The 13,396-nt window shown below is 42.7% G+C and carries 11 protein-coding genes; all 11 read left to right on the plus strand.

Annotation, left to right across the window (positions count from 1 at the left end):
• The first annotated feature begins 128 nt into the window (after positions 1 to 128).
• The 11 genes from DXA18_RS06825 to glyA all read left to right on the plus strand — a co-directional run bounded on the left by DXA18_RS06825 (position 129) and on the right by glyA (position 13,386).
• Positions 129 to 1,532, plus strand: a complete 1,404-nt coding sequence (locus DXA18_RS06825) for an undecaprenyl-phosphate glucose phosphotransferase (RefSeq protein ID WP_118383352.1) — start codon at positions 129 to 131, stop codon at positions 1,530 to 1,532.
• 19 nt (positions 1,533 to 1,551) lie between these two features.
• Positions 1,552 to 2,661: an LCP family protein gene (locus DXA18_RS06830; RefSeq protein ID WP_118383274.1), complete on the plus strand. Its 1,110-nt coding sequence runs from the start codon at positions 1,552 to 1,554 to the stop codon at positions 2,659 to 2,661.
• Positions 2,662 to 2,671: 10 nt separating this feature from the next.
• On the plus strand, positions 2,672 to 3,643 hold the full coding sequence (locus DXA18_RS06835; protein ID WP_118383353.1) for a glycosyltransferase family 2 protein: 972 nt from the start codon (positions 2,672 to 2,674) through the stop codon (positions 3,641 to 3,643).
• 7 nt (positions 3,644 to 3,650) lie between these two features.
• Entirely contained in the window at positions 3,651 to 4,652 is a 1,002-nt protein-coding gene (locus DXA18_RS06840; protein WP_118383275.1) for a hypothetical protein, read from the plus strand.
• 101 nt (positions 4,653 to 4,753) lie between these two features.
• On the plus strand, positions 4,754 to 5,830 hold the full coding sequence (locus DXA18_RS06845) for an LCP family protein (protein ID WP_243007062.1): 1,077 nt from the start codon (positions 4,754 to 4,756) through the stop codon (positions 5,828 to 5,830).
• On the plus strand, positions 5,827 to 6,072 hold the full coding sequence (locus tag DXA18_RS16085) for a hypothetical protein (protein ID WP_243007063.1): 246 nt from the start codon (positions 5,827 to 5,829) through the stop codon (positions 6,070 to 6,072). The genes DXA18_RS06845 and DXA18_RS16085 overlap by 4 nt, the downstream gene beginning before the upstream one ends.
• Positions 6,073 to 6,109: 37 nt before the next feature.
• Entirely contained in the window at positions 6,110 to 7,669 is a 1,560-nt protein-coding gene (locus DXA18_RS06850) for a cohesin domain-containing protein (protein ID WP_118383276.1), read from the plus strand.
• A 92-nt stretch (positions 7,670 to 7,761) separates the two neighbouring features.
• Positions 7,762 to 9,588, plus strand: coding sequence for a glutamine--fructose-6-phosphate transaminase (isomerizing) (gene glmS, locus DXA18_RS06855; protein WP_118383277.1), 1,827 nt, complete (start codon positions 7,762 to 7,764; stop codon positions 9,586 to 9,588).
• Between the two features lie 8 nt (positions 9,589 to 9,596).
• Positions 9,597 to 10,694 (plus strand): UDP-galactopyranose mutase, encoded by a 1,098-nt coding sequence (gene glf / locus DXA18_RS06860; protein WP_118383278.1) that lies wholly within the window; start codon positions 9,597 to 9,599, stop codon positions 10,692 to 10,694.
• 108 nt (positions 10,695 to 10,802) lie between these two features.
• Complete coding sequence (locus DXA18_RS06865) at positions 10,803 to 12,128, plus strand: S1C family serine protease (RefSeq protein WP_118383279.1); 1,326 nt, start codon at positions 10,803 to 10,805, stop codon at positions 12,126 to 12,128.
• A 22-nt stretch (positions 12,129 to 12,150) separates the two neighbouring features.
• Positions 12,151 to 13,386, plus strand: a complete 1,236-nt coding sequence (glyA, locus tag DXA18_RS06870) for a serine hydroxymethyltransferase (protein ID WP_118383280.1) — start codon at positions 12,151 to 12,153, stop codon at positions 13,384 to 13,386.
• Positions 13,387 to 13,396 lie beyond the last annotated feature (10 nt).

Below are 13,396 nucleotides of genomic sequence, written 5' to 3' on the forward strand. Positions count from 1 at the left end.
ACACTGTGGCTTGCTCTTTATGTGAAAATATAGTATTATGAGAAATGAAAATAATGGAACTGTGGCTTGCTCTTTATGTGAAAATATAGTATTATGAGAAATGAAAAATAATGGAAGTTGGTGACCCCTTGATTAAGAATAATCAGCAATTATTAAATAGAATTCACGTAGTGCTGGATGCGGTTGTAATGGTGATAGCATATATGCTTGCCTGGTTTTTTAGATTCCGCTCCGGCTTTTTTGCATTAGATGCCTGGTATCTGTCATTGCAGGCATATATGCGTGCACTCATTTTTGTGGTGCCGGGATATCTGATCTTATATTATGCATTTCAGCTATATACTCCGAAACGTGTGCAGGGAAGAAGACTGGAAGCCTGGCATGTAGTACAGGCCAATGTAACAGGTATCGCATGTTTTATTATGATTTTGTATCTGCGCCATCAGACCGATTATTCCAGAAAGATGTTGTTTGTGTTCTTATGTATTAATATCTTTCTGGATGTACTGATGCGTAATGTTATTCGGATATTTCTGCGGAAGATTCGGAAGAATGGATTGAATCAGAAGCAGATCCTGTTGATCGGTTACAGCCGTGCAGCGGAAGAGTATATTGATCGCATTATCCAGAATCCGGAATGGGGATATACGGTACGAGGCATTTTGGCTGACAATATGCCGAGAGGCACCATGTACCGGGGGTATAAAGTAATCGGAAGAATCGATAATTTATCCATTATCTTACCGGAAAATCGCCTGGATGAGATTGTGATCACACTTGGACTGGCAGAATATCACAAGCTGGAACGGATTGTAGGCATGTGCGAGAAATCCGGTGTGCATACGAAATTTATTCCTGATTATAATAATGTCATACCGACGAAGCCTTATACGGAAGATATTCAGGGACTTCCCGTGATCAACATCCGCCGGGTTCCGCTTCATGATCCGTTGAATCGATTCATGAAGCGTGGGGTGGATATCTTTGGCGCAACAGTGGCATTGATATTATTCTCGCCTGTGATGATTGGAACGATGATCGCGATTAAGGTGAGTTCGCCCGGACCTCTGATATTCAAGCAGGAGAGAGTAGGGCTTAAGAATAAACCGTTTATGATGTACAAGTTCCGTTCGATGGTAGTACAGACAGAGGAAGAAGAAAAGAAAGGATGGACAACCAAGAACGATCCACGAGTGACCAGGGTTGGCAAATTCATCCGTAAGACAAGTATTGACGAGCTTCCACAGCTGTTTAATGTGTTCAAGGGAGATATGAGTCTGATTGGACCAAGACCGGAGCGGACACAGTTTGTAGAGCAGTTCAAAGAAGAGATACCGAGATATATGGTGAAACACCAGGTTCGTCCGGGACTGACCGGATGGGCACAGGTGAATGGGTACAGGGGAGATACATCCATTCGTAAGAGAATTGACTGTGATCTGTATTATGTAGAGAACTGGACATTAGGATTGGACTTTAAGATACTGATCATGACATTTTTTAAGGGATTTGTAAATAAAAACGCATATTGATCGAAGGGGAGACAGAGATATGGGACAGAGAGACGACCGGAGACTGGCAAGAAAAAAACAGGAGATGCGCAGACAAAAGAGAAGAAAGAAGCGCAGAAGACGGATCGTGTTTCTGGTAGCAGAGATATTGATATTATGCATTCTTAGCGTAATCGCTTATGGAATGTTTAAATTAGATAAGCTGAATGTGAATCCGTTGAAAAATCTGACGAATAATGGAATCAGCCAGGACGGCTATATGAATGTGGCGATATTTGGTGATGACAGGCGACCGGAGGACACAGGTAATGCGCGCAGTGACTGCATTATCATAGCAAGCATTAATAATGACACAAAAGAAGTGAAGTTGGTGTCTGTATATCGGGATACGCTCCTGAATACAGAAGATGATACGTATGATAAAGCTAATTCAGCATATGCCGTTGGCGGGGCAGAAGCTGCGGTTAATATGTTGAATCGCAATCTGGATCTGAATATTCAGGATTATGTCAGCGTGAATTTTCTGGCAGTTGCAGATGTAGTAGATCTGCTGGGTGGTATAGATCTGGATCTTACGGATGAAGAAGTGGTACACATGAATAACTATTGTGTAGAGACTTCTGAAATTACAGGTAAAAAATACAAGAAGATTGAGCCTGAAGTGGCAGGAACCTATCATTTAAATGGAGTACAGGCGGTATCTTACAGTCGTATTCGTTATACAGAAGGTGGAGATTTCCAGAGGACATCCAGACAGCGCCTTGTGATTGAGAAGATTGCAGAGAAAGCAAAAAAGGCAGACTTAAGTACCATCAATAAGATTATCGATGCGGTCTTTCCTGAGATTACGACCAGTTTTACCTCGGGGGAGATTGTGAAAATGAGTGCCGGTCTTCTGCAGTATTCCATTGGTGACAATGAAGGATTTCCAATGGATAATGAGACACCGGATTCGATACCGGGATATCAGGGGTCCTATGTTGTACCGAAGGGATTAGAAGAAAATGTAATCAAGCTTCATAAGTTTCTGTTCCCTGATGAGGATTATACACCAACGGATACAGTGAAAGAGATCAGTGATCACATTAAGGATGTGACGGGTATTTATCCTGATGATTCAGAAGATAGTACAGAGGATAATGGAGAATAAGGAGCAGTGCATGTGTAAAGTAACGGTAGTAATACCGAATTATAATGGTGAAAAATATCTGGTGCCGTGTCTTGCGTCTTTGTATGAAGAGACCAGGGCTGAGATAAAAGTAATTGTAGTGGACAATGGCTCAAAGGATGACAGTCTGAACAGAGCTATAAAGTTGTATCCACAGACCAGAATAATACGATTGGATCGCAATTATGGATTTTGCCGGGCAGTGAATGAAGGCATTACAGCTTCGGATACGGAATATGTATTGTTACTGAATAATGATACGTTGGTGAGAGAAGGCTTTGTAGAAGCCCTTCTTCGCAGAATAGAACGGAGTGAAAAGATCTTTTCGGTAGAAGCGAAGATGCTTCAGTATCAGGATGAAGCCAGAATTGACAGTGCGGGCACGTATTATAATGCGCTTGGATGGGCATTTGCCAGAGGAAAAGATCAGTCAGCAAAGAAGTATAATTACTGTGTGAAGACATTTGCGGCATGTGGTGGTGCAGCAATATACCGCAGGAAAGTATTTGACGAGATCGGACTATTTGATGAACGCCATTTTGCATATCTGGAGGATATTGATATCGGATATCGTGCAAGATTATATGGATATGTGAATGTATATGAGCCAAAGGCTGAGGTCGTTCATGTGGGAAGTGCATCCAGCGGTTCCAGATATAATGAATTTAAAGTACAGCATTCGTCTAAGAATAATATTTATCTGATTTATAAAAATATGCCAACATGGCAGATTATATTAAACCTTCCGTTCCTGACAGCGGGATTTGGAGCTAAGGCTGCCTTTTTTATAAAGAAGGGATTAGGAGTTACATATCTGAAAGGTCTGGCAGAGGGGGCTCGGATGTGTGATAAGAAATATAAAGTACATACAGAAAAAGCGGATTGGCGACAATGCCTCAGGATTCAATGGGAATTATGGATGAATGTGATCCGCAGGTTTTCTGATATGGGTGAAGAGGAATAGGATAATTATGAAGAGAGTACTGTTGATTGCTCCGGTATTTTTTGGATATTATAAGGATATGATACTGGAGGCAGAAGAACTGGGATATCATGTGGATTATCTGTGCGATGCACCGAGCAATTCTAACACATCCAAAGCACTTGGCAGGATTAATAAAAAGCTGATCAGTGGATCAGCGAAAAGATATTACAAAGAAAAAGCACTGCCTCTGGTTGAAAAAGAGCAATATGACAAGGTCCTTTTAGTAGCCGGCATGACTTGTGCATTCACTTCAGATATGTTTTGTGAGATGCGGAGATTACAAAGACAGGCAGAATTTATTTTGTACCAGTGGGATTCAGAAGTGAATCTCCCATATTGTAAGAGTATACATCCATATTTTGATCGAATCTATACATTTGAAAAGGCAGATAGTGAGCAGAATAAGATATATCGGTTTATGCCGACGTTTTACACGAGAATTTATGAAAAAATCGGAAAGAAAGAGCGTCCGGTACCAAGGTATGACTGTTTCTATGTAGGAACCGCACATCCTAAGAAATATCTGGAAATCAACCGGATGGCGGAAGATTTGAAACCGGAACTGCCAAGGCAGTTTATATATCATTACATTCCGTCGGTTTTGAAATACGTATATCATAAAGTGACGGCAAAGGAATACCGGCATGCGAGATATCGAGATTTTCAGAAAGTTAAGCTGTCTGGTGCGGACATTGTGAAGGGGATGGAGGTATCCACCTGCATTCTGGATGCTCCGCAGGGAGGTCAGACAGGCCTTACACTCAGGTGTTTTGAATGTATGGGAGCGAAGCGAAAATTGATTACGACGAATGCCGATATTGTAAATTATGATTTTTACAGAAAGAGTAACATTCTGGTATACCCGGGAACAGAAGAAGAGAGAAAAGCCTTTTTTGAAAATCCCTATGAGGATCTTCCGGAAGAATTGTACAGAAAATACAGCATGAACAGCTGGATGAAACGGCTGTTATCAGGCGAGGAATCTTAAAAACTACCGGAAAATCATTGAAATTTTACTGTAAATGGGGTAATATGTAAGGCGAGTTGTTACGCTTGTTAACAAATTGTTACAAAAGAAAGGATGTTACGATGGCGAGAAGATCACACAGACGGAGAAAACATGGCTTTGCTTCCTGGTCAATTGGGAAGAAGTTGGGTGTGATTCTTGGTGGTACATTTGCAGCAGTTGCAGCGACGGGTGTTGTACTTGTAGCCAGTAAGATGACGAAGATAGAGACAACGGAACTTGATACAGATAAGTTGAATATAGCGGAGACCAGTGAAGAACAGGAGACTGGCTATCTGAATGTTGCACTGTTTGGCCTGGATTCCAGAGAAGGGGATCTTGGCAAGGGCAATCGAAGTGATACGATGATGATTGCCAGCCTGAACAAGGCGACCGGAGAGGTGAAACTGGTTTCAGTATACCGGGATACGTTACTGGAACTGGATGATGGCAGCTATAATAAGGCGAATGCAGCCTATGCGTTTGGCGGACCGGAAGGTGCCATTTCAATGATCAACCGCAGTATGGATATGGATATTTCCAAGTATGTTGCAGTGAATTTTAATGCACTTGTTGATGTGATTGATGCATTAGGTGGTCTTGATATTACACTGACAGATGCGGAAGTAGTGCATATGAATAACTATTGTGTAGAGACATCTAAAGTTACGGGTGCGGATTACACAAAGATTGAACCGGAAGTTGCAGGTACTTATCATTTGAATGGAGTGCAGGCAGTGTCTTACAGTCGTATTCGATATACAGGAGGAGGCGATTTTGAACGTACCTCCAGACAACGTCATGTACTGGAATTGATTGCTGAGAAAGCGCAGAGTGCAAGCTTCAGTACCTTGAATAAGATTATTGACAAAGTATTTCCACAGGTATCTACGAATTTCACGATTGCAGAGATGATCGCATATGCTAAGAATATTGCAAAGTATAAACTGGGGGACAGCATGGGATTCCCGGATAATAACTCATTCGATATGTTGGATGTTGTAGGTAGTGTGGTAATTCCAGAGACGCTGACTTCGAATGTGGAGGATGTACATAAGTTCCTTTTCGGGGATGATGGTTATACCATTCTTCGAATATTACAGATATGGAAGCTGGCATTCGAGAGAAATGCACACATAAGGCAACCAGTGATTCTGTGATTGAGAGTGATGATGATTACGGGTCTGGTTCCGGAACATCCAATGATTATAGTAATTCCGGAAGCTCGAATAGTAACTATAACAACAGTTATAATAATAACTATAATAATAGTTATAATAATTCGGGCAGTTCAGGTGGTACAGGCAGCGGATCAGGAACAGGCGATTCAGGCGGCGGAAGTGATTACGGAGACTACGGCGGAGGATCTGACGGAGATTATTCTGGGGAAGACTATGATTAATAAGTCGTGTGAGATACGGGAAAGGATAAAGTAAGTTATGAAGAAACTGAAAAAAATAGCTGCACTGATGCTTTGTACAGCTATGACATTTATGATGTGTGGTATAGTATCATCGGCAGCCAGTGGCCAGCTGAGATTTTCTGATCCGTCTACAACAGTAGGTGCAACGGTTGAGATTACTGCAAAGCTGAGTGCGGATGAAAGTCTGAGCAAAGCCAGTGCAACACTGACATATGATACAACAGCATTAAAGTTTATCAGTGGAGAGCATGCGTCAGCATCTAATGGACAGATTGAACTGGAAGGATCTGGAAGCGGCAATACAGAGATGAGCTGGACATTGAAGTTTCAGGCATTATCTGAGGGGACTACGACAGTAAATATTTCCAAAGTAACAGCCAGTGCGTCTTCGGGAGACGATGTGACAGTTGTAGAGGGTAGCTCGACCGTTACGATCGGAGAAGGGGATCCGTCTCTGATCACAGATGATGAAGAGACTACAGAGTCATCTGGTAATGGTGGGGATATTGAGATTGACGGACAGACTTATTCTGTTGTTACAGATATTCCGGAGGTATTGATTCCAGATGGATTTGTAACGGCTGATATGCCTTATAATGGTAATACTTATGCGGCGACTAAGCAGGAAAGTGGTAAGATGTATGCCATTTATCTGAAGGATGCCAATGAGGAAGAAGATTTCTGGCTGTATGATCCGGATAAAGATAAGTTTTCTCCATTTGAGCAGGTAAGTATTTCCAGCAATCGTTACATCGTTCTGTTATCGGAGGATAAGACCAAAGATCTGCCGGATACATTGCAGAAGACGACGATGACGGTAGAAGGAAAAGAGTTCCCTGCATGGCAGAATACGGACGCCAGTTCTTATTATGTGGTATATGCAGTGAACAGTGATGGAGAAGAAGGCTTTTACCAGTATGATACGATAGATGAGACTTATCAGAGATACACACCGGAGACGAAAGATAAAGAAGAAGACACAACAAAGCTTGGTGGACTTCTGAATAAACTGCGCGCAAATCTGGATAAGGTAATTCTGGTCGCATGGGGAATCTTCCTTGTGATGCTGATTATCCTGATTATTCTTGCAATCAAGCTGCGTCATCGCAATCTGGAACTTGATGATCTGTACGAAGAATATGATATTGATGATGAGCCAGAACCGGTAAAAGAGAGCAAGAAAGAGAAAAAGGCAAGAAAGAAAGCGGAAAAAGAAGCAAAGAAGTCCAAGAAATCTAAAAATAAGTCGGAAGATGATTTCTATGATTTTGATGACGAAGATGATGAATATGATCTGGATGACGATTATGAAGATGAGATGTATGAGGACGAGGATGACTATGATGAATACGATGAGTATGAAGAGGAGCCATTCAAAGAATACAATCCTTCCGATTATGAGGATGACAGTGATATCGATGATCTGGATGAAATTCTGAATGCACGTGTGCGTGTAAAGAAGAGTGCGCCACGAAGAACTGCACAGACTTCAGCAAGACCGAAAAGTAATCAGAGAAGAGTAGGTCACTCAGAAGCAGATGATACATTCAAAATGGATCTGATCGATCTTGATTAAAACATCAAAGGAGGATGCGGAATATTGTATCCTCCTTTTGTGTATATAATGAAGCAACAGGGAGTATAAAACTTGAAAGGAGAACATTCATTATGTGTGGAATTGTAGGTTATGTAGGAGAGAGTCAGGCAGCGCCAATCCTGCTTGAGGGACTGGAGAAGCTGGAGTACAGAGGATATGACTCTGCCGGTATTGCAGTTTATGACGGAAAGAAAATCAATATGAAAAAAGCAATGGGACGGCTGAAAGTGCTGAATGAACTGACTCATGGAGGCGAGCTGCTTCCGGGTAAGCTTGGAATCGGTCATACCCGTTGGGCAACGCATGGCGCACCGTCTGATATCAACGCTCATCCGCATTTTAATAAAGATCAGAGTATCGTAGTGGTACACAATGGTATTATTGAGAACTATCTGAAATTAAAACATCGTCTGGAAAGCAAAGGATATGAGTTTGTATCAGAGACAGATACAGAGGTTATTGCACATCTTCTGGATTATTATTACGACAGAGATCCGCTGGAGGCAATCACGAAGGTTATGCACCGTATGGAAGGATCTTATGCACTTGGAATTATCTTCGCAGATCACCCAGAAGAGATGTATGCAGTACGTAAGGACAGCCCGCTGATCGTTGGACACACCAAAGATGGAAGTATCATCGCATCGGATGTACCGGCAGTGTTGAAATATACCAGAGATGTTGTATTTATTCAGAATGAAGAGATTGTAAAGCTGACAGAGGATAAGCTGGAGTTCTACAATATTGATGAAGAAGTGATTGAAAAAGAGACCACTCACATTGACTGGGACGTGAATGCAGCTGAGAAGGGCGGATACGAGCATTTCATGCTGAAGGAGATGTATGAACAGCCGAAGGCTATTCTGGATACATTTTCACCAAGAATCAAAGGCAATGAAGTCGTTATTGATGAACTTGGAATGAGTGATGATGAGATTCGTGCAGTTAAGAAGATTATGATCGTTGCCTGCGGTTCTGCTTATCATGCAGGTGTGACTGGCAAGTATATTTTTGAAGGACTGACCAGAATTCCGGTGGAAGTGGATACTGCTTCTGAATTCCGTTACCGTGATCCGATTATTGAAGATGGAACGTTACTGATTGTGATCAGCCAGTCCGGTGAGACAGCAGATTCACTGGCTGCAATCCGTGAGGCACATGCTAAGGGTGGTAAAGTGCTTGGTATTGTCAATGTAGTAGGAAGCTCTATTGCCAGAGAGGCAGATAATGTTATGTATACATGGGCAGGTCCGGAGATCGCAGTGGCAACTACCAAGGCATATAGCTGTCAGCTGATCGCAGAGTATCTGCTTGCAATGAAGTTTGCCCATGTAAGAGGAAAGATCAGTGACGCAGAACTTGCTGATATGATTGAGGATATGAAAGAACTGCCGGCACAGGTGGAGATGCTGCTGAATAATAAGAATAATATCCAGAAATTCGCTAACCGCTATCTGGCTGCAAAGGATATCTTCTATATCGGTCGTGGAATCGATTATGCGATCGCGATGGAAGGTTCTTTGAAGATGAAAGAGATTTCTTATGTACATTCTGATGCTTATGCAGCAGGAGAGTTGAAGCATGGTACGATTTCTCTGGTTGAGGATGGTACATTGGTAACAGCCATCCTGACACAGGAGAATCTGTACAAGAAAATGATCAGTAACATGGAAGAGGTTAAGACCCGTGGAGCCTTTGTTATGGCAGTGACCAATGTGGATAATACAGAGGTTGAGAGAAATGCGGATTATGTAATGTACATTCCGAAGACAAATAAGTACTTTACCAATACACTTGCGATCATTCCGCTGCAGCTCTTCGGTTATTATGTAGCAGTTGGAAAAGGTTGTGACGTAGATAAGCCGAGAAATCTGGCGAAGTCTGTTACAGTAGAGTAGGAGTTACTATGCATTATGATTATCTGATCGTGGGCGCAGGGCTGTTTGGTGCAGTGTTTGCCCACGAGGCTGCCGAACGCGGCAAAAAATGTCTGGTTATTGACAGACGAGATCATATCGGAGGAAATATTTATACAGAGGAAGTGGAAGAAATTCAGGTACACCACTATGGCGCACATATTTTCCACACTTCCAATAAGCAGATCTGGGACTATGTGAATCAGTTTGCTGAATTTAATAATTATATTAATTCACCGGTGGCAGTGTATAAGAATGAACTGTATAATCTTCCGTTCAATATGAACACGTTCAGTAAGATGTGGAACATCCGTACACCGCAGGAGGCGAAGGATATTATTGCTGCACAGATTGCGGATCTGAATATTACAGATCCGTCCAATCTGGAAGAACAGGCACTTTCGTTGGTGGGAAAAGATGTTTATGAGAAGCTCGTAAAGGGATATACAGAGAAACAGTGGGGCAGAGACTGTAAGGAACTGCCGGCATTTATCATCCGCAGACTTCCGCTTCGATTTACTTATGATAATAATTATTTTAATGATCGTTATCAGGGGATTCCGATCGGAGGTTATACTGCGATCGTAGAGAAGCTTCTGGAAGGATCAGATGTGCGGACAGGTGTGGACTTTCTGAAAAATCGGGATGAATACGAAACACTGGCTGATAAAATCATTTACACAGGTATGATTGACGAGTATTATGATTATAAACTGGGCGCGTTGGAATACCGCAGTGTGCGCTTTGAAACAGAGATACTGGACTGTGAGAACTATCAGGGCAATGCAGTTGTGAATTATACAGAACGCGAGGTACCGTATACCAGAATTATTGAGCATAAGCACTTTGAATTTGGTAAGCAGAAGAAAACAGTTATTTCCAGAGAGTATTCTTCCGAGTGGAAAGTGGGAGATGAACCATATTATCCGGTAAATGATGAGAAAAACGGAGCGTTGTATGCCCGTTATCAGGAACTGGCAGCGCAGGAAGATAAGGTGATCTTCGGCGGACGACTGGGCGCATATCGGTATTATGATATGGACAAGGTGATAGAGGCTGCGTTAGAATTGGTTTTCAACATTTTTTGATGATTTGGTCACACTTTCAACACAATTTACGATTAGACTAACAGATATAGAAAAGATAAGGTATCCGTGGTCTGGCAGTAGATTACGGTTGAGGAAGGAGACTTAGATATGGATAACCAGTATAATTATTATGATCCGAATAAAGAGGATAAGGACAACATATTTGATGAACAGCCGCAGGGAATGAATGGCGGGCAGCCGGGAATGAACGGTCAGCCGCCAAAGAAGCATCACAAGTGTCCAAGATGGGCGAAACTGGCAGGATCGGCAGTTGCATTTGGCGTGATCGCAAGTTGCACCTTTATGGGAGTGAATGCGGTGGCAGGTAAGTATTTCGGTACGAATACCACACAACAGACATCCGACAACAAGAGTACAACTTCCAAGAACTCTGACAGTTCATCCACGTTGAAGCTGAGCCAGTCATCCAGTACGGTGACTTCAGATGTGTCTGATATTGTAAATAATGCAATGCCATCAGTAGTATCTATCACGAATATGAGTGTACAGGAAGTACAGAGTTACTTTGGAGGCACACAGCAGCAGGAGAGCACAAGCTGTGGCTCCGGTATCATTATTGGTAAGAATGACAGTGAGCTGCTGATCGCTACCAATAATCATGTGGTGGAAGGCGCTGAGACGTTGACCGTATCCTTTGCAAATAAAACTTCAGTAGAAGCAAGCATCAAGGGTACAGATCCCAGCAAGGATCTGGCAGTTGTTGCAGTTCCATTGGATTCCATCGATGATGATACCATGAATGCAATTTCAATCATCACATTAGGTGATTCCGATAAGCTGCAGGTGGGTGAGCCGGTAATCGCAATCGGTAATGCTCTTGGTTATGGACAGTCAGTTACAACTGGTATTGTATCTGCACTGGACAGAAATCTTGACATGGAAGGTTTTGACAGCAAACTGATCCAGACAGATGCAGCAATCAACCCTGGTAACAGTGGTGGTGCACTTCTGAATGCCAACGGTGAGCTGATCGGTATCAATACAGCAAAGGTAAATGCCAATGCAGTCGAGGGAATGGGTTATGCAATTCCTATTTCGGATGCTACATCTGTTATTGAGAATCTGATGAACCGCGAAACGCGTACGAAAGTGGACGAAAGCGAGCAGGGATTCCTTGGTATCGAAGGATATGACGTTACTTCTGAAAAGGCAGAGATGTATTCAATCCCGACCGGTGTATTTGTAAGATCTGTAGAGGATGGAAGCGCAGCAGATAAAGCTGGTATTACAGCAGAATGTATTATTACCAAATTTGACGGAATTACCGTTGACAGTATGTCCACATTGCAGTCACAGATGCAGTATTTCAAAGCTGGTGACAAAGTGGAAGTAGTCATTGAAGTTCCGAACAAGAACGGTACAAAATACGAGGAGAAGACGGTAACGGTCACTCTTGGTGAACGTTCCAAATAAAACTAAACAAAGGAGAGAAAGCATGTATTCATTTGACGAGGTAAGAGAGGTTGACAATGAGATTGCAGAAGCAATCGAGAGTGAGATGAGCAGACAGAATTCACATATTGAACTGATTGCTTCTGAGAACTGGGTGAGCAAGGCTGTTATGGCAGCAATGGGAAGCCCGTTGACCAACAAGTATGCAGAAGGGTATCCGGGAAAGCGCTATTACGGTGGATGCCAGTGCGTCGATGTAGTAGAAAATCTGGCGATCGAACGTGCAAAGGAGCTGTTTGGCTGTGATTATGCCAATGTACAGCCACATTCCGGAGCACAGGCTAATCTGGCGGTATTTTTTGCAATGCTGGAGCCGGGAGACAAAGTCCTGAGTATGAATCTGGATCAGGGTGGACATTTGAGCCACGGTTCACCGGTGAATATTTCCGGTAAATATTTTAACATCGTATCTTATGGAGTCAATGATGAAGGCTTTATCGATTATGATAATGTGCGGGAGATTGCACTGGCTGAGAAGCCGAAGATGATTATTGCGGGAGCAAGCGCTTATGCCAGAACGATTGATTTCAAGAAATTCCGTGAGATTGCTGATGAGGTGGGAGCATATCTGATGGCAGATATTGCACACATTGCAGGTCTGGTAGCCACAGGACTGCATCCAAGTCCGATCCCGTACGCTGATGTAGTAACAACTACAACACACAAGACACTGCGCGGTCCAAGAGGCGGTATGATCCTGTGCAATGAAGAAGCTGCTAAGAAGTTCAACTTCAATAAAGCAGTATTTCCAGGTATTCAAGGAGGTCCTCTGGAACATGTGATTGCTGCAAAAGCGGTATGCTTTAAAGAAGCACTTCAGCCGGAATTCAAGACTTATCAGGAGCAGATTTTGAAGAATGCAAAAGCACTCAGCAAAGGTCTGATGGACAGAGGTGTGAAGATCGTATCCGGTGGTACAGATAACCATCTGATGTTGGTAGATCTGAGAGGTCTGGAGCTTACCGGTAAAGAACTGGAGAAGCTTTTGGACGAGGCGCATATTACATGTAACAAGAACACCGTTCCAAATGATCCAAGATCACCATTTGTAACCAGCGGTGTGCGTCTGGGAACACCGGCAGTAACATCCAGAGGAATGGTAGAAGAAGATATGGATAAGATTGCAGAGGCGATTGCTCTGGTTGTGAAAGAGCCGGAGAAGATTGGAATGGCAAGATCCATCGTAAAAGAACTTACAGAAAAATATCCATTAGTATAATGATGATACT

The sequence above is a fragment of the Dorea sp. AM58-8 genome (assembly GCF_003464045.1).
In the GTDB taxonomy this organism is placed as follows: domain Bacteria; phylum Bacillota; class Clostridia; order Lachnospirales; family Lachnospiraceae; genus Claveliimonas; species Claveliimonas ammoniilytica.

What these genes read in the sequence shown, in the direction of transcription:
- DXA18_RS06835 (WP_118383353.1), top strand. Translation starts at nt 2,672, where the DNA reads ATGTGTAAAGTAACGGTAGTAATACCGAATTATAATGGTGAAAAATAT.
- glyA (WP_118383280.1), top strand. Translation starts at nt 12,151, where the DNA reads ATGTATTCATTTGACGAGGTAAGAGAGGTTGACAATGAGATTGCAGAA.
- DXA18_RS06830 (WP_118383274.1), top strand. Translation starts at nt 1,552, where the DNA reads ATGGGACAGAGAGACGACCGGAGACTGGCAAGAAAAAAACAGGAGATG.
- glf (WP_118383278.1), top strand. Translation starts at nt 9,597, where the DNA reads ATGCATTATGATTATCTGATCGTGGGCGCAGGGCTGTTTGGTGCAGTG.
- DXA18_RS06840 (WP_118383275.1), top strand. Translation starts at nt 3,651, where the DNA reads ATGAAGAGAGTACTGTTGATTGCTCCGGTATTTTTTGGATATTATAAG.
- DXA18_RS06865 (WP_118383279.1), top strand. Translation starts at nt 10,803, where the DNA reads ATGGATAACCAGTATAATTATTATGATCCGAATAAAGAGGATAAGGAC.
- DXA18_RS06845 (WP_243007062.1), top strand. Translation starts at nt 4,754, where the DNA reads ATGGCGAGAAGATCACACAGACGGAGAAAACATGGCTTTGCTTCCTGG.
- glmS (WP_118383277.1), top strand. Translation starts at nt 7,762, where the DNA reads ATGTGTGGAATTGTAGGTTATGTAGGAGAGAGTCAGGCAGCGCCAATC.
- DXA18_RS06850 (WP_118383276.1), top strand. Translation starts at nt 6,110, where the DNA reads ATGAAGAAACTGAAAAAAATAGCTGCACTGATGCTTTGTACAGCTATG.